The sequence below is a fragment of the Rickettsia endosymbiont of Urophora cardui genome (assembly GCF_964030725.1).
Lineage (GTDB): Bacteria > Pseudomonadota > Alphaproteobacteria > Rickettsiales > Rickettsiaceae > Rickettsia.
This window is the reverse complement of sequence record NZ_CAXIPY010000004.1, coordinates 255952-273382: the sequence shown is the minus strand read 5'-3', so window position 1 is coordinate 273382 and position 17431 is coordinate 255952. Positions and strand designations below refer to the sequence as shown.

The window sequence follows — 17431 nt, the reverse complement described above, 5'->3', positions numbered from 1 at the left end:
TGTATATTTCTGTCCCTAACTTGCTCACTTAAAATGAGTACTCCATTGCAGCTTTCTTACCACAAAAGGCTACAGAGATTTTAAATATCTTATTTATATGAGGATAATTATCAATTGTAGTATCATATTTCTTATCATTTATTTGCTTTAATCCTTCTTGCGCCGCTTTGACTAATATTGTTTCTTCTTTTGCCACTTTATACTCAATAATAAATGCTTTATCTCCTTTATCGCTTCTTGCAATAAGTCGGTGATCAAACCTGCCATAACCTGATTCTATATTCGACTCTATAATATAATAAGACGATAAAGGAGCAAATATACCTCCCATTAAATTATGGTAATCACGCTCGCAATGCAAATCATGATAAGAGGTCGAACATATAAAATACTTCTTTAACTGATCAAAAAACTTACCTATCTCACCTTGGGTTAATAATTTCATGAAATGATCATACTCACTCTTTGTCCTTATATTTAATTTATTACTAATCCAACCTATGACACGATTAACATAGATACTTTTTATCTCTTTATTTGGGATAGATAAACTATATAAAGGATACTCATTATCACCATTATCAAGCTCTGCATTTAAATAACCTGCAAATACCAATAAACTAAAAAACACATCTTGATTATTATTGATATCCGTCAATGATATTTGCTTATATAAATATTTAGTTACTTTTTTATTCTCTATTAATCTCTGTAAATCATGCTGTACATCATCAGATTTCAATACTGTATCTATTAAAGCTGTACCACCACTATCTACCCAATAATGATCTAATTTTTTAGATGATATACATTGCATGATAGACCACGGATTATATAATAACTCTTCTCCTATCTTATAACCATTATACCAATCTCTAATTTTCGTCTGTTTAATTTCAACTGAAGCTTGACTCAGTAACTTTGATACTTCTGATTCTGTAAAACCATAAAACTTAGAAAAATTATTATCAAGTACTGTATATTCAGTAATATTATTTAAATCTGAAAATAAGTTAGCCTTAGCAATCCGAAGTATCCCCGTAATAACTCCTTTCTCTAAATACTCATTACCTTTTAAACATGAACCGAATATACCTCTAAATAATTCAAGTGCATTTTCAAACTCTCGTGTCTCTCCAAATTTATAATAAGCTTCATTTATTGGAGTATCATATTCATCAATTAGTATGTATACTTTCTGTTTAAAATGCTTAAAACCTGAATTCTGGATTAATCTAGGTTTGGCAGTAAGTATTTACAAAGGATAGAAGATACTCTATATAATTTTTAGCAAAAAAACAAGAGTATCCCCATGAAGAAAGATATTACTGCATTATTTTGTTTTGTCGATGATTTTTGTAAAATTAGCGAGCAGTGGATTAATAAATCATTTCTATAGCTAACGCGAAAAGGTTTTTACCATAGTTTTTGTATTTACTCACATATTCACCAGATCTAAATCCTAATGATGCTCCTCGCAGCAGAGCTACGAGGTATCTAAAAAAGTTTTAGTTGTTTCTTATGATATCACGAAGCAGAGCTTCGGGGAATTAAACCCTGAGAGATTAAACATTGCTGGACTAACTTTAAAAACTGTTTACATAAAATTATTGATCAATGCCTAAGTTTTTCCTAATCTGTGGTAGAAACATTTCCGTGTTAGCTATACCATTCATTAATAAAAATCCTACAAGAAAGCCTGAAATAAGCTATTCTGAGCTGTTAACAATAGTGCTTTTATACCATCAATCACCTTGTAAAAACTTTAAATATTTTTATATGTCCTATCTACAATTATATAAATCAGACTTTGTAACTCTTCCATCATATACTCGTTTTATAGCTCTAAAACCAAGAGTTCTGAATTATTTAGTTTTATTACTTGAATCTGAAGTTTTGACAAAATCCTTTCCATAAGGAGAAATGTATTCCAATTTTTTTATACTTTTTTAGTAATAACAAAATTTATTTATTCTATTTGGGTACATAATGTATCAAAAACTGTAGCAATTTTGTCTAATATTGCTGGTTTATACTCACTAATATTATTGGGTAATTCTAGCTTTTTAATTAATGGTAGAAATGATTTATTAATCCACTGCTCGCTAATTTTACAAAAATCATCGACAAAACAAAATAATGCAGTAATATCTTTCTTCATGGGGATACTCTTGTTTTTTTGCTAAAAATTATATAGAGTATCTTCTATCCCTTGTAAATACTTACTTCCAAACCTAGATTAATCCAGAATTCAGGTTTAAACAGTAACTTACTCAAAAATAATAATGCACTGTGTATTCTATCTATGTTATATTATTACTTAAATAATCCTCAAACTTGTTCTTATCCAGAGAACTAATGTAGGTACTGTTCAGTAAATACTCATGATCTTCAAAAACTGTGATTATTTTTTCCCTTACTTTAGCTTCTATAATTTGATAATTATTACCTTTTATATCCTTAAGGCTCAAGAAAATTACAGGAAATTCTCCTTGTCTTTTCATTGCATACGCTACACTTGCTATTTTTAAAGAATGTAATTTTTTTGGTTCATTATAACGTGCATTTAACTCAAGTGTACCACCCGAAAAGAATTTTTTATTTACTTTCTGCTCATCTGCTAAAACATTACCATCTACTTCTATCTCAAAAAATCTCTTTATCATACTCATATTAATACTTTTACCCCAACGCCTTGGTCTAGCTATGAGTATTACTTCACTCCCATTATCTAGTAATTCTTTTATCATCAGACTCTTATCAACAAACAAATCACCACCTACTACTAATGTAGAAAAATCATCCGTACCTGATATTATTTTAATGATAGGACTACTATTAGTAGCATATTGTTCCTCATACTTCTTAATGGCTTGTACTATTTCTATAGTCTGTTGTGGTAATATAGCTAAAAACTTTGCTTTAACATTATCCACAACATCTGTGAAAAACTGACTTATCTTTTCCTTGCTTATATTTTTACTACCACTAGCAATAGCGTCTTGCCATATTTTGTGACTGTGTGTCCATTGATATAAATACTTACTACTATGCTCACCATATTCAGAATAAATCTGATAAATGAATTCTCGGGTTTTTAAACTAAATCCATTAACATTAACCTTATAAGGCAAAGGAATAGGATCAGTACCATATACTTTAAACTCATGATATAGCTAACGCGAAAAGGTTTTTACCATAGTTTTTGTATTTACTCACATATTCACCAGATCTAAATCCTATTAAACATTGCTGGACTAACTTTAAAAACTGTTTACATAAAATTATTGATCAATGCCTAAGTTTTTCCTAATCTGTGGTAGAAACATTTCCGTGTTAGCTATATAACTCGCGTACTACCGGTCCATGTTGCCACGCCTCAATCTCCTCCTTAAATAGTGGTGCGTCATATAATGCAAGATGAATCCCTTGCGCTATATACATTAGCTTTTGTAATTTTAATTGCGTAATTACATCACCTGCCTCCCTATCCACTAATAATGATGCTCCTCGCAGCAGAGCTACGAGGAGCATCATTAGAATTTTTTAAAGATTTAGATGAAAGTGAGCAGAGCTCACTTTCCAAATGCTGTGAATGTAAAGTTTGTGAGAATGTTTGTGGTTTTATCTGATTGTTTTTATTTTCATCTATATTTTCATTACTTATTTTTATTATTATAGGCATTGTTTTTTGGCATGCCGCCTGAGAACCCCCATAATATGACTAACGAATATTAGAATTACCCTCAACGAACATTAAAATTACCTATACAGGAGTTTCGCACTTAGCAAAATTGTGTATTAGTTAGAAGCCATTTAATGTTGTTCTGAATTGATGTTTTTATAACTTCCCAAGTTTGTTGATATAAAGTAATGTTTTCATTTATCCTCCTTTTGTTCATATCAAGCCAGGCCAATACAGCAAGGCAAATATGATTTCTTTGAGCTCGACCCGTGCGTGCCTGACAGCATTCAATACCACAAGTTTGTTTCAATTCTCGATGATAAACTTCTATAGACCAACGCGCCTTAACAATTTTCTCTATTTGCTCACGTGTAGGATTCTCTAAATTAGTTGTTATCAGGAGTTTCGCACTTAGCAAATAATATGCTAATCTAGAGAAAAATAGTTTTAGATAAAAATGACAAGATCAAAATGTAGCAAAGATTTATATAAATCATTCTTACAAGCAAGTAGTGTAAGATATACTAGCAAAGCATTATCTGAAGTAAGTCCATTAGATCTATCGCACGATAGTGCAAGTCGATGGTTAAAGAGTAAGGATTTTCGCCCTAGCGAAATCTATAGCAAAGTGTCAAAATATATTGATCTGGAAGATCCTTGTTTATTAGTGGGAGATGACACCTTATTGTCAAAGCAATACAGTAAGAGGATCGAGCTTGTAAATTATCAATATTCTGGGGCTGTACATGATGTTATACCTGGTATAGGAATGGTAAACTTACTGCATTACAATACTCAAATTGATCAATCTACTCCTGTAGATTATAGAATATATGATAAAGAAACTGATGGTAAAACAAAGAACGAGCATTTTTGTGATATGCTTACTTTAGCTAAAGAAAGAGGTATCAAGCCTGATGCTATAGTTATGGATGCTTGGTATAGTGGTTTGGATAATTTAAAACATATACGTAATTTAGGTTGGATATGGGTTACCAACCTAAGAAAAAATAGAAAAGTTAATCGTAATGTTAGCTTGGAAACTTTAGAGATTCCCGATGAAGGGCTAAAAATTCACCTACGTGGATACGGTTGGGTTACGGTATTTAAGTTTGTGGCAAAAAATGGTCGCATTGATTACATAACAACTAATTTAGAGAATCCTACACGTGAGCAAATAGAGAAAATTGTTAAGGCGCGTTGGTCTATAGAAGTTTATCATCGAGAATTGAAGCAAACTTGTGGTATTGAATGCTGTCAGGCACGCACGGGTCGAGCTCAAAGAAATCATATTTGCCTTGCTGTATTGGCCTGGCTTGATATGAACAAAAGGAGGATAAATGAAAACATTACTTTATATCAACAAACTTGGGAAGTTATAAAAACATCAATTCAGAACAACATTAAATGGCTTCTAACTAATACACAATTTTGCTAAGTGCGAAACTCCTGGTTATGTAATCAATGCGACCATTTTTTGCCACAAACTTAAATACCGTAACCCAACCGTATCCACGTAGGTGAATTTTTAGCCCTTCATCGGGAATCTCTAAAGTTTCCAAGCTAACATTACGATTAACTTTTCTATTTTTTCTTAGGTTGGTAACCCATATCCAACCTAAATTACGTATATGTTTTAAATTATCCAAACCACTATACCAAGCATCCATAACTATAGCATCAGGCTTGATACCTCTAAAGTAAGCATATCACAAAAATGCTCGTTCTTTGTTTTACCATCAGTTTCTTTATCATATATTCTATAATCTACAGGAGTAGATTGATCAATTTGAGTATTGTAATGCAGTAAGTTTACCATTCCTATACCAGGTATAACATCATGTACAGCCCCAGAATATTGATAATTTACAAGCTCGATCCTCTTACTGTATTGCTTTGACAATAAGGTGTCATCTCCCACTAATAAACAAGGATCTTCCAGATCAATATATTTTGACACTTTGCTATAGATTTCGCTAGGGCGAAAATCCTTACTCTTTAACCATCGACTTGCACTATCGTGCGATAGATCTAATGGACTTACTTCAGATAATGCTTTGCTAGTATATCTTACACTACTTGCTTGTAAGAATGATTTATATAAATCTTTGCTACATTTTGATCTTGTCATTTTTATCTAAAACTATTTTTCTCTAGATTAGCATATTATTTGCTAAGTGCGAAACTCCTGCTATAAAAAAGAAGTAACTATGGACAGTAAAATCGAATAAAAATTTATTTTTAAATATTTAAATATTATTCGAGAATTACTGATGACATGTACAAATAACCAAGTAGGTATTTTAATGCAAAAGATCAAAAAATATAATCAGATAATTTCTGCTGCAAAAGCAGGTATGAGTGTAAAAACGGCACGTAAGTATTTACGTATTAATAAGTATCCAAGCGAATTACGCACAATACGTAAATATAGGACACGTAAGGATCCATTTGTGAAGCACTGGGATGAAATAGAATCAATGCTAGAATCAGCACCGGAGTTGCAAGCAACTACCATATTAGCATATTTGACAGAAAAGTATCATGGGAATTATAATGGGAAGCAATTACGCTGTTTGCAGAAAAGGTTGAAACAATGGAGAGCTGCACATGGTAAGGATAAGACAGTAATCTTTTTACAAAATATTCTTCCTGGCAAACAGAGTCAGTCTGATTGGACCAATATGAATCAATGAGTCTTTTGCAATGATTGTGTAAATTTTTGTTGAGCCTATATTAGAAGTAATTAAAAATATAGGTAACAGAAATGCAAATAGAGAAGAATAAAAAAATAAATGAAGCAATAGATTTGCTGATAGAAGGCGGAGTAGATTTAAAAACAGTACTAAGTCAGAATGGATTAATTAAGGAATTAACCAAGGGTATTTTAGAGCGAGCACTGCATGCTGAGATGTCAGAACATTTAGGTTATAGCAAGTATGATAGAGCTGAAACTGAGAATGCGAGGAATGGTAGTTTTAGTAAGAATCTGATTAGTGAGAATGGTACTATAGAGCTAAATGTTCCAAGAGACAGACAAGGTAAATTTGAACCTATAATAGTCTCAAAGAAACAAACAAGAATAGATGGCTTAGACCAAAAGATAATATCCTTATATGCGAAGGGTATGAGTGTGTCTGATATTAAAACACAATTGCAAGAATTATATGGAGCTGAGATCAGTGAGAGCCTAATCAGCAGGATTACAGATGAAGTAATAGATGAGGTCAAGATTTGGCAGAGTAGACCTCTTGAATCAGTATACCCTATAGTATATTTTGACTGTTTAGTAGTGAAAGTAAGACAAGATAAACTTATTATTAATAAATCAGTATATGTAGCTTTAGGAATAGATTTATCTGGCAGACAGGATATTTTAGGCTTATGGATAAGTGAGAATGAAGGAGCTAAATTTTGGCTTGGTAATTTTACTGAAATGAAGAATCGAGGAGTAAAAGATATCTTAATTGCTTGTAGTGATAATCTAACTGGTATGTCTGATGCTATTGCATCAGTATATCCGAAAACTGAACATCAAATTTGTATTGTCTATCAGATCAGGAATAGCCTCAAATATGTATCATATAAAGATAGAAAGCAATTAGCAGCGGATTTGAAACTAATCTATACTTCTGCTACTGAAAAAGAAGCAGAATTAGCTCTTGAGTCATTTGATCAAAAATGGAGTAAGCAATATCCGCATATAGCTAAATCTTGGTATAATAATTGGGATAATTTGATAATTTTCTTGCAATATCCAAAGGAGATTCGTAAGATTATTTACACTACAAATGCGATAGAATCGCTGAATAGCCAATTGAGAAAAGTTACTAAGAATAAACGCATCTTTCCAAATGATGACGCAGTATTTAAAGTTTTATATCTGACAATTGATTATATTACCAAAAAATGGTCTATGCCTATCCCCAATTGGAATGAAGCTATGGCTCATTTTATGATCAAATTTGATGGTAGAATTTAATGGTTCACGAAATTTACACAATTGATGAGACAGAGCCGCACGTTATAATGAACCAAAAAAATTACATTCTTTAAAAATAGCAAGTGTAGCGTATGCAATGAAAAGACAAGGAGCATTTCCTGTAATTTTCTTGAGCCTTAAGGATATAAAAGGTAATAATTATCAAATTATAGAAGCTAAAGTAAGGGAAAAAATAATCACAGTTTTTGAAGATCATGAGTATTTACTGAACAGTACTTACATTAGTTCTCTGGATAAGAACAAGTTTGAGGATTATTTAAGTAATAATATAACAATAGATAGAATACACAGTGCATTATTATTTTTGAGTAAGTTACTGTTTAAGCATTTTAAACAGAAAGTATACATACTAATTGATGAATATGATACTCCAATAAATGAAGCTTATTATAAATTTGGAGAGACACGAGAGTTTGAAAATGCACTTGAATTATTTAGAGGTATATTCGGTTCATGTTTAAAAGGTAATGAGTATTTAGAGAAAGGAGTTATTACGGGGATACTTCGGATTGCTAAGGCTAACTTATTTTCAGATTTAAATAATATTACTGAATATACAGTACTTGATAATAATTTTTCTAAGTTTTATGGTTTTACAGAATCAGAAGTATCAAAGTTACTGAGTCAAGCTTCAGTTGAAATTAAACAGACGAAAATTAGAGATTGGTATAATGGTTATAAGATAGGAGAAGAGTTATTATATAATCCGTGGTCTATCATGCAATGTATATCATCTAAGAAATTAGATCATTATTGGGTAGATAGTGGTGGTACATCTTTAATAGATACAGTATTGAAATCTGATGATGTACAGCATGATTTACAGAGATTAATAGAGAATAAAAAAGTAACTAAATATTTATATAAGCAAATATCATTGACGGATATCAATAATAATCAAGATGTGTTTTTTAGTTTATTGGTATTTGCAGGTTATTTAAATGCAGAACTTGATAATAGTGATGAGGAGTATCCTTTATATAGTTTATCTATCCCAAATAAAGAGATAAAAAGTATATATGTTAATCGTGTCATAGGTTGGATTAGTAATAAATTAAATATAAGGACAAAGAGTGAGTATGATCATTTCATGAAATTATTAACCCAAGGTGAGATAGGTAAGTTTTTTGATCAGTTAAAGAAGTATTTTATATGCTCGACCTCTTATCATGATTTGTATTGCGAGCGTGATTACCATAATTTAATGGGAGGTATATTCGCCCCATTATCTCATAATTACATTATAGAATCGAATATAGAATCAGGTTATGGTAGGTTTGATCACCGACTTATTGCAAGAAGCGATAAAGGAGATAAAGCATTTATTATTGAGTATAAAGTGGAAAAAGAAGAAACAACATTAGTCAAAGCGGCGCAAGAAGGATTAAAGCAAATAAATGATAAGAAATATTATACTACAATTGATAATTATCCTCATATAAATAAGATATTTAAAATCTCTGTAGCCTTTTGTGGTAAGAAAGCTGCCATGGAGTACTCATTTTAAGTGTAGAAGTTAAGATTTGATCTTACAGACACTATAAATTTTGCCCCTGATTGTCAGTTAAATTTTGACTGTCAGATACATATTCAAGATACAAGATTTCATTATTCTTTTCAACAGCTAATTTCTTACTATCCTTAAAAGTTTGCATAGGAGTTTTTCCATAACAATATTTACCAGAATGAGGTCTTTCATTATTGAAATACTCTAGCCAGATATCAAGATCTAATTGTAGGTCATCAAGAGCTGTATAAATCTTTTTCCGCATAGCTGTATCAAAGAATTCTTGTTTCATGGTTTTATTAAAACGCTCACACATACCGTTTGTTTGAGGAGAATATGCTTTAGTAGTAGTATGCTCTATACCTTCGATACTTAGAAATAATTCAAAAGCATGATGCTCTATATTCCCCTTATATTCTGACCCACGATCTGTCAGAATACGAAGTATTGGTATCCCTTGAGTCTCATACCATGGTAACACTCGGTCATTAAGCATATCAGCAGCAGTTAAAGCTGTTTTATCAGTATATAGTTTAACATCAGCTACTCTGCTGTAGCTATCAATAAATACCTGAGAATAAACCTTACCTATACCCTTAAAGTTGCCTACATAATATGTATCTTGGCATCCTAGATACCCTGGATGCTGTGTCTCAATTTCTCCATGAGCTTCTTTTTCATTACGACGCTTCTCTAGCACTTGTAATTGTGCCTCAGTAAGCACAATACCATCTTGAGCCATTTTTGCTTCTAATGCTTTAAGTCTTTTACTGATGTTGTTTAAATCATTACGTAACCAAATTGATCTTACTCCCCCAGGTGATACAAGTACACCTGTCTTTTTAAGCTCATTTGATACTCTTAGCTGACCATATGCTGGATATTCTATTGCCATATCTAGTACTGCTTTCTCTACAGCAGGATCAACTCTATTCGCTATTATTGGCTTTCTTCGACTAATTTCATACAACGCTTCTTCGCCACCAGTTTCATACAGTTCTTTAAATCTGTAATAACTATCTCTACTATATCCCATCGCTTTACATGCTGATGATATACTACCAAGGCTCTTAGCTAATTCAAGTAAACCTAATTTTGGTTTTATTATTTTTTGATTTAAGTTCATTCTTTATCTCCATTTAATAATTAATTTATTTTACTAAATGTAAGATATAATCTTGTATCTTAGTATTGTCTTTAGTAAACAACTATAAGATACTTAAGGGCACTTAAGTAAGAAGACTAATATGCCGTATTAAATCTTAGGGCTATGTAACCCTGTAGTTGAGATCAAACAATTAGTCTTCACATACTCATTAAAGATCGGACGGTATTCTTAGGTCTTGAAATTAATCAATGAACCTTGTATCTTGAATATGTATCTGACAGTCAAAATTTAACTGACAATCAGGGGCAAAATTTATAGTGTCTGTAAGATCAAATCTTAACTTCTACATCTAAAAAAGTTTTAGTTGTTTCTTATGATATCACGAAGCAGAGCTTCGGGGAATTAAACCCTGAGAGATTAAAAATTGATTATATCTGGCTTAATTAATTATAGAACTTTCCCTTAAGCCCATAGCCTCCTTGCCAGCAATATAGGCTGTTTTAAAGATTTCCTTGGTTATCTTCTTTACTAAGTGCTGCTCTTCTAGTTGTGCCACACTATAATGTATTCCCCCATTTACCCAAAAGTTTCTAATAGATTCAATAAATGGTACATTTTCACATACATAGTTTTTAAAACGAGTAAATAAACTCTCCTCCTCCTGTGGGATCAAAGCATTATCTTCCTTCCACTGCTCTAATATATTATTTGTTATATCTCGCAGCTCTGCTTCATTGGTATCATCAAGGCCTTGTAATATCTTTTTTGCAATATTTTGATCCATCTTTTTTAAAAGAATCAGTGGTATATTGACCATTTCCTTAACCGCTACTACTTCACATGATAATATTTTGATTGCATTTGATACAGCAACTAATGGTATTGCCATGATCTTTAATACCGTACTTAAAGCACTATACCTATATTCATGCGAAGTTAAATGTCAACACCGGTCGAAAAATGATACAGATTTTTAATATGCAGCAGTTGAAAATTGATACAGCATCATAAAAAATTATCTGATATTTAAGTCATAAAATTATCCTCCTGTTTATTAATAATTTCTATTGGCACAAGACCAGCTTTCTTTTTATCCTTAAGCCTGAAACTATCACCTTTAATATTGAGTATAGTGGAGTGGTGAAGCAGACGATCTAAGATAGCAGCTGTAAGAGCACTATCCTGAGCAAGACTATTATGCCATTGTCCAAACGGAAGATTACTTGTAAGAATTATGCTCCCTTTTTCGTAACGCTTTGCTATAACTTGAAATAACAGATTAGCTTGTTCCTGTTTTAACGGCAGATACCCAAACTCATCTATTATGAGTAATTTATATGGTAGTATTACTCTTTTGAATATGGAGTCCAGGTTTCCCTGATTTAGCCCAGCATTAAGTACAAGCATCAAATCTGCAGCTGTTGTAAATTTAGTCTTGATGCCACATTGTGTAGCTGCATAACCAAGAGCAATAGCTATATGGGTTTTTCCTACTCCAGAAGGACCAAGTAGAATAATATTTTCCTGTCTTTCTACAAAAGACAGAGACCTTAGACCTTCCAGAATCTTGCGTTTTATTCCTGTAGCAAAATCATAATCAAAATTATCCAGCGTTTTAATAATAGGAAAACCTGCCATTCTGGTGAGTATTGATTTACTCCTATTCTGTCGTTCCAACAGCTCTGTTTTTAATATTGACTCAAGGAAATCCGTATAACTTGAATCTTCTTTACTAGAGGATTGTGCAATATCAAAATAATTTTCAGCTATCTGAATAACTGAAGTTTTGACAAAAAGATAACCAAACTTATAAAGTATGATATAAATACGCTCAAATACAAAATGGTTTTTAGTGTGTATGATTATGCAAGAAATGTTGCAAGAAATAAAAAATTTTCCCCTATAATCAAGATGTGGTTTTAGAATTAATACTATCACTAGTAACTAATGATAGCGTTAAAGCAAGATCTGTTGTTGAATTAACAACTAATAAATATTTTCAGCGTAGTTGGTCAAGTGTATACAGAGCTATAGAGAATTTTTACTGTGCTCGTGATGAATCATTAAATATAAGAGATGAGCAACGTTTTAAGACTCGAGAAGATATAGAAAAATACTTAATAAGTAAACTGATTAATGAGGGTAAAAACTTACTGCAAATAGATACTACAGTGAGTAGCAAGAAAGATTCCAAGAAAGCAATTGATCGTACATATATTAGACAGAATGCTAATAACCGACCAGTTGCGGGTTATGAATATAGTGTAGTTTGCATCGGTGCTCAGCCTAAATGGTCTGTACCAATATCTATAAATAGAGTAAAATCAGATGAGAATAAGTATAGCAAAGGTAGCAAACAAATAATGAAAATTGTTAAGCAAATACCACAAAAGGCTCTAAATATAACAGTAGGTGATGCAGGTTATAGCGCTCTATCTTTCATTCACCCGCTGCACAATGAAGCAAATACGGTAACAATAACCCGCCAAAGAATTAATCGCAGTATTTACAAAATATATATAGAGGAGCAAAAAACAAGAGGTCGTAAAAGATCTTATGGAGCTAAGATTTCTTGTAGTAGTTCTGATAATTTACTGATTCCAGATACAGAAGAAACTGTAGTAAAGGCTACAAAAAATGGTGACATATCAATTAGTATTTCACTATTTAAGAATTATCTAATCAAGGGCAAGAAACAGCATATCATGTCTGATAAACCGCTGAATTTTATTCAGGTTAAGGTGTTAGATGCATCAGGAAATAGGAAATATAACAGAGATTTATGGTTATGTGTTTCTGGCCAACAAAAAGATAAAATCAGTGGTAAAGAAGTATATGAATACTATAGACAAAGGTTTGATATTGAGCATTTTTTTAAATTTGGTAAGTCAAAATTATTGATGGATAAATTTCAAACGAATGATCCAAATAAAGATGAGGATTATATGTTATTCGTAATGCTAGCGTACAACATATTGTATCATGCACAATCTTCAGTTAAGGCAAGAAAAGTAAGGGCATGGGATAAAAAAATCAATAGCAATATGTTGTCTCCAAGTGAAGTTTATAGATCTATGCCACAAATTGCCCTTGAAGAAATATTAGAAAAGTCTATATCCAGAGGGATACCAGATCATAGAAATATTAGAAATAATCATCAGGTCAAACCATTTGCACCAGTAATACGCAAAAGTAATAAACACGGTAAGTTGGAAATTACAATAAAATCAAGTTTTGATGGAAGTAACCAAATTACCAAAACCTCATTTAATAAAAAGCTAGAATTACCAAATAATATTAGTAAGTATAAACCAGCAATATTAGACAAAATTGCTACAGTTTTTGACACATTATGTACCCAAATAGAATAAATAAATTTTGTTATTACTAAAAAAGTATAAAAAAATTGGAATACATTTCTCCTTATGGAAAGGATTTTGTCAAAACTTCAGGAATAAGGTTTAAAGAGCGGCACAGCTCTTCTATACGTTGGTGCTGCAGGTTCATAATGCCTCCAGTATACTTTGGTATATGCAGAGGGAATGTTGTAAGGAAACTGTAGAAAATCGTTCCCTTTTATCTTCCATAATCTCTAGTGCTGCAGGATGACTACCGCTATAATCCAATGGTAGTGGTTGAAGAGTACTCCTTTCAAACTTTAATCTTTCTGCAGGTATTTCGCCTATTGTTCCATGCACACGCATATTTGCTATATCTCGCAGACACTTTAGCACCTCCGAATTTGCAGTATAATGGACTAATGGTATGGACCTCCTGATATAGAGAATGAAAAGCAGTTGCTAATCTTCTAGGGTTAATATTTAACATATTAAAACAACAATTAAGGAGGTCCATATGGAGGTTACTACAATTGGTATAGATATTGCAAAAAGAATTTTTCAAATTCATGGTGTAGATAAAAATGGCAAGACAGTATTAAAGAAAAAATTGATGAGAGATCAGGTTTTGACATTTATGGCTAATTTACCACAATGTTTAGTAGGGATGGAAGCTTGTGGTGGTTCTAGTTATTGGGCAAGAGAAATAACTAAATTAGGGCATGAAGTAAAACTAATGGCACCGCAATTTGTCAAACCATATGTTAAAACTAATAAAAATGATCAAGCAGATGCTGAAGCGATATGTGAAGCCGTGACAAGACCTAATATGAGATTTGTTGCAAATGATGCTCCTCGCAGCAGAGCTACGAGGTATCTAAAAAAGTTTTAGTTGTTTCTTATGATATCACGAAGCAGAGCTTCGGGGAATTAAACCCTGAGAGATTAAAACTATAGAGCAACAAGAAATTTTATCAATACATAGGGTAAGAGAGAGATTGGTAAAAAATCGTACAGCACTTGCTAATGAAATTAGGGGGCTACTACATGAGTTTGGTTTTATTGTTCCTCAAGGCATTAATAAGGTTATCACAAAATTAATTGAGATTTTAGATGCAGGGAAATTAAGCCAGTTAAGTTATCAAACATTTAGTGAACTAAAAGAAGAATTCTTAGATAATAACAGAAAAATAAAAGAGATAGAAAAACGATTAACAATGATAGCAAGTAACCTAACTCAATATCAACGATTAAGAGCTATACCTGGTCTTGGTTTAATTACTGCTACTGCTTTAATAGCATCAATAGGTAATGCTACAAGTTTTGAGAATGGCAGGCAATTATCGGCATGGCTAGGATTAGTGCCAAGACAACATTCAAGTGGTGGGAAGGATAAGCTGCTGGGAATTAGCAAGCGAGGTGATGTATACTTACGCACTTTATTAATTCAAGGGGCTAGAGCTGTACTAAATGCCAAGATAAGATTTACATCGGAAGAACAGAAATCTAAAAAAGATTTTAGCCAATTTACGAAATGGATGTTTAATTTATCTGAGCGAAGTAGCCATAATAAAACGACAGTTGCCATAGCTAATAAGTTGGCAAGAGTGGTGTTTGCTGTACTAAGATCAGGAGATGATTATGTAGAGAGTAAAGTTTGTAGCTAAAGAGTGTGTAGCATAGCACTTATAAGTAAAATAAATGGTGATTTATATAATGAATAGGTAAAAGCAAAACAATATGTAAGAGATTCCAACCCGAAATATGCTTGAGATAATTAATATTGATGGTAAATAAGACAAACCTTAGCTTACAAAAAAACTGCGTTTTTCAGTGGCTCTTTTAGAAGCCGATGGACTGATAAGTATATAGTTTGTAAGCCAGCGAATTCCATCAGGGCTGTAGAATAAATTAGGTTGATTTATCAGCTATAAGCCGGATACATGACTGCATTTGTTTGTTTTTATTATTGATGTTATTTTTTTCTTGCATTCTACAGGAGGTCCATACATGAAAAAATTGGACAAAAAAATGAAGGAGTGTGTTTCCGCAATAAGTTAGAATAAATAGCAATAAACTTAAGAGGAAAGATGAAGAAAAATAAAGTAAAAATTTTCAGTGCTTCAGAAAAAACGGGGATAGTATTAGAATTAATAAAAGAGGAGTCGACACTTGGTCAGTTAGCTTCAAAATATGCAATAAGTGTTAAAACAATTCAAAATTGGAAAAAACAGTTTTTAGGTAATGCGGCATTAGCTTTTGAACCAGCTAAAGTTTTGAGTGAATATCAAGCACAAATAAATCATTTACAAGAGCAAAATGATGAACTTGCTAAAGCTCTTGGTAGAATCACAGTTGAGAGGGACTGGGCCGTGGGAAAGCTCAAAAGCTTGGATTTATCAAATAAAAAGAGTCTTGTACACTCCAAGCTAAATCAACTCTCAAAATCAAGACAGTGTGAACTATTAAAGATTAGTCGATCTACAGCCTACTATAAATCCAAGGAGATGAGTATAAATAAATTAAGTATTTTAAATAGAATAGATGAAATATATACAGATAATCCTGAATTTGGTTATCGCTATATTCATCAACAGTTACTAGAAGATGGTTTTATTGTCGGTAAAGATCGAGTACTGAAATATATGAGGATGATGGGTATAGAAGCTATTTAGAGTCTTTTGCAATGATTGTGTAAATTTTTGTTGAGCCTATATTAGAAGTAATTAAAAATATAGGTAACAGAAATGCAAATAGAGAAGAATAAAAAAATAAATGAAGCAATAGATTTGCTGATAGAAGGTGGAGTAGATTTAAAAACAGTACTAAGTCAGAATGGATTAATTAAGGAATTAACCAAGGGTATTTTAGAGCGAGCACTGCATGCTGAGATGTCAGAACATTTAGGTTATAGCAAGTATGATAGAGCTGAAACTGAGAATGCGAGGAATGGTAGTTTTAGTAAGAATCTGATTAGTGAGAATGGTACTATAGAGCTAAATGTTCCAAGAGACAGACAAGGTAAATTTGAACCTATAATAGTCTCAAAGAAACAAACAAGAATAGATGGCTTAGACCAAAAGATAATATCCTTATATGCGAAGGGTATGAGTGTGTCTGATATTAAAACACAATTGCAAGAATTATATGGAGCTGAGATCAGTGAGAGCCTAATCAGCAGGATTACAGATGAAGTAATAGATGAGGTCAAGATTTGGCAGAGTAGACCTCTTGAATCAGTATACCCTATAGTATATTTTGACTGTTTAGTAGTGAAAGTAAGACAAGATAAACTTATTATTAATAAATCAGTATATGTAGCTTTAGGAATAGATTTATCTGGCAGAAAGGATATTTTAGGCTTATGGATAAGTGAGAATGAAGGAGCTAAATTTTGGCTTGGTAATTTTACGGCTCTGTCTCATCAATTGTGTAAATTTCGTGAACCATTAAATTCTACCATCAAATTTGATCATAAAATGAGCCATAGCTTCATTCCAATTGGGGATAGGCATAGACCATTTTTTGGTAATATAATCAATTGTCAGATATAAAACCTTAAATACTGCGTCATCATTTGGAAAGATGCGTTTATTCTTAGTAACTTTTCTCAATTGGCTATTCAGCGATTCTATCGCATTTGTAGTGTAAATAATCTTACGAATCTCCTTTGGATATTGCAAGAAAATTATCAAATTATCCCAATTATTATACCAAGATTTAGCTAGTCCGTCCGCCAAAACTCTACAAGCCTTATAGATAATATGGTTTTAAGACAAGAAGTAATATA

At 32.1% G+C, this 17431-nt stretch carries 14 protein-coding genes and 8 pseudogenes; 10 read left to right on the top strand and 12 right to left on the bottom strand.

Annotated features, from left to right (window positions below):
• Positions 1 to 28 precede the first annotated feature (28 nt).
• Both AAHI98_RS04555 and AAHI98_RS18500 read right to left on the bottom strand, forming a co-directional pair.
• Positions 29 to 817, bottom strand: coding sequence for a PD-(D/E)XK nuclease domain-containing protein (locus AAHI98_RS04555; RefSeq protein ID WP_458693691.1), 789 nt, complete (start codon positions 815 to 817; stop codon positions 29 to 31).
• Positions 818 to 1018: 201 nt separating this feature from the next.
• A pseudogene (locus tag AAHI98_RS18500) lies at positions 1019 to 1231 on the bottom strand (AAA family ATPase); the annotation flags it as partial.
• Between the two features lie 449 nt (positions 1232 to 1680).
• Here AAHI98_RS18500 and AAHI98_RS04550 point away from each other — a divergent pair.
• A pseudogene (locus AAHI98_RS04550) lies at positions 1681 to 1887 on the top strand (IS982 family transposase); the annotation flags it as partial.
• Positions 1888 to 2062: 175 nt separating this feature from the next.
• On the opposite strand, the pseudogene AAHI98_RS18495 reads toward AAHI98_RS04550, so the two are convergent.
• From AAHI98_RS18495 to AAHI98_RS04525, 5 genes and pseudogenes are all read right to left on the bottom strand, one after another.
• A pseudogene (locus AAHI98_RS18495) lies at positions 2063 to 2161 on the bottom strand (IS982 family transposase); the annotation flags it as partial.
• A gap of 142 nt (positions 2162 to 2303) precedes the next feature.
• Positions 2304 to 3134 (bottom strand): AAA family ATPase, encoded by an 831-nt coding sequence (locus AAHI98_RS04540; RefSeq protein WP_342225165.1) that lies wholly within the window; start codon positions 3132 to 3134, stop codon positions 2304 to 2306.
• 202 nt (positions 3135 to 3336) lie between these two features.
• Positions 3337 to 3444: a type II toxin-antitoxin system antitoxin SocA domain-containing protein gene (locus tag AAHI98_RS04535; protein WP_342225164.1), complete on the bottom strand. Its 108-nt coding sequence runs from the start codon at positions 3442 to 3444 to the stop codon at positions 3337 to 3339.
• Positions 3445 to 3487: 43 nt separating this feature from the next.
• Positions 3488 to 3685, bottom strand: a complete 198-nt coding sequence (locus AAHI98_RS04530; protein ID WP_342225163.1) for a hypothetical protein — start codon at positions 3683 to 3685, stop codon at positions 3488 to 3490.
• 100 nt (positions 3686 to 3785) lie between these two features.
• Positions 3786 to 4103: a transposase gene (locus tag AAHI98_RS04525; protein WP_342225162.1), complete on the bottom strand. Its 318-nt coding sequence runs from the start codon at positions 4101 to 4103 to the stop codon at positions 3786 to 3788.
• Between the two features lie 39 nt (positions 4104 to 4142).
• Here AAHI98_RS04525 and AAHI98_RS04520 point away from each other — a divergent pair, with 39 nt between their 5' ends.
• Entirely contained in the window at positions 4143 to 5123 is a 981-nt protein-coding gene (locus AAHI98_RS04520) for an IS701 family transposase (RefSeq protein WP_342224656.1), read from the top strand.
• Between the two features lie 13 nt (positions 5124 to 5136).
• Here AAHI98_RS04520 and AAHI98_RS04510 read toward each other — a convergent pair.
• A pseudogene (locus tag AAHI98_RS04510) lies at positions 5137 to 5816 on the bottom strand (transposase); the annotation flags it as partial.
• Between the two features lie 142 nt (positions 5817 to 5958).
• Here AAHI98_RS04510 and AAHI98_RS04505 point away from each other — a divergent pair.
• The 4 genes and pseudogenes from AAHI98_RS04505 (at position 5959) to AAHI98_RS04490 (ending at position 9195) form a co-directional block, all read left to right on the top strand.
• Positions 5959 to 6381: a hypothetical protein gene (locus tag AAHI98_RS04505; RefSeq protein ID WP_342225159.1), complete on the top strand. Its 423-nt coding sequence runs from the start codon at positions 5959 to 5961 to the stop codon at positions 6379 to 6381.
• Between the two features lie 71 nt (positions 6382 to 6452).
• Positions 6453 to 7667, top strand: coding sequence for an IS256 family transposase (locus AAHI98_RS04500; RefSeq protein ID WP_342225158.1), 1215 nt, complete (start codon positions 6453 to 6455; stop codon positions 7665 to 7667).
• Positions 7668 to 7740: 73 nt separating this feature from the next.
• A pseudogene (locus AAHI98_RS04495) lies at positions 7741 to 8205 on the top strand (AAA family ATPase); the annotation flags it as partial.
• Between the two features lie 201 nt (positions 8206 to 8406).
• Entirely contained in the window at positions 8407 to 9195 is a 789-nt protein-coding gene (locus AAHI98_RS04490; protein WP_342225370.1) for a PD-(D/E)XK nuclease domain-containing protein, read from the top strand.
• A 31-nt stretch (positions 9196 to 9226) separates the two neighbouring features.
• Here the strand turns inward: AAHI98_RS04490 and AAHI98_RS04485 are convergent, their stop codons facing one another.
• From AAHI98_RS04485 to istB, 3 genes are all read right to left on the bottom strand, one after another.
• Positions 9227 to 10321: an IS481 family transposase gene (locus tag AAHI98_RS04485; RefSeq protein ID WP_342224693.1), complete on the bottom strand. Its 1095-nt coding sequence runs from the start codon at positions 10319 to 10321 to the stop codon at positions 9227 to 9229.
• Between the two features lie 421 nt (positions 10322 to 10742).
• Positions 10743 to 11192, bottom strand: coding sequence for a hypothetical protein (locus tag AAHI98_RS04480; RefSeq protein WP_342225157.1), 450 nt, complete (start codon positions 11190 to 11192; stop codon positions 10743 to 10745).
• Between the two features lie 137 nt (positions 11193 to 11329).
• Positions 11330 to 12130 (bottom strand): IS21-like element helper ATPase IstB, encoded by an 801-nt coding sequence (istB, locus tag AAHI98_RS04475; RefSeq protein WP_342225369.1) that lies wholly within the window; start codon positions 12128 to 12130, stop codon positions 11330 to 11332.
• 86 nt (positions 12131 to 12216) lie between these two features.
• Here istB and AAHI98_RS04470 point away from each other — a divergent pair, with 86 nt between their 5' ends.
• The 4 genes and pseudogenes from AAHI98_RS04470 to AAHI98_RS04455 form a co-directional block, all read left to right on the top strand.
• The gene (locus AAHI98_RS04470) at positions 12217 to 13674 is read left to right on the top strand and encodes a transposase (protein WP_342224664.1); all 1458 of its coding nucleotides are present in this window, start codon (positions 12217 to 12219) and stop codon (positions 13672 to 13674) included.
• A gap of 484 nt (positions 13675 to 14158) precedes the next feature.
• Positions 14159 to 15308: pseudogene (locus tag AAHI98_RS04465) on the top strand (IS110 family RNA-guided transposase).
• Between the two features lie 423 nt (positions 15309 to 15731).
• Entirely contained in the window at positions 15732 to 16316 is a 585-nt protein-coding gene (locus AAHI98_RS04460) for an IS3 family transposase (protein WP_342225156.1), read from the top strand.
• 72 nt (positions 16317 to 16388) lie between these two features.
• Positions 16389 to 17069 (top strand): annotated as a pseudogene (locus AAHI98_RS04455) (IS256 family transposase); the annotation flags it as partial.
• A gap of 21 nt (positions 17070 to 17090) precedes the next feature.
• On the opposite strand, the pseudogene AAHI98_RS04450 reads toward AAHI98_RS04455, so the two are convergent.
• Positions 17091 to 17369 (bottom strand): annotated as a pseudogene (locus AAHI98_RS04450) (transposase); the annotation flags it as partial.
• Positions 17370 to 17431 lie beyond the last annotated feature (62 nt).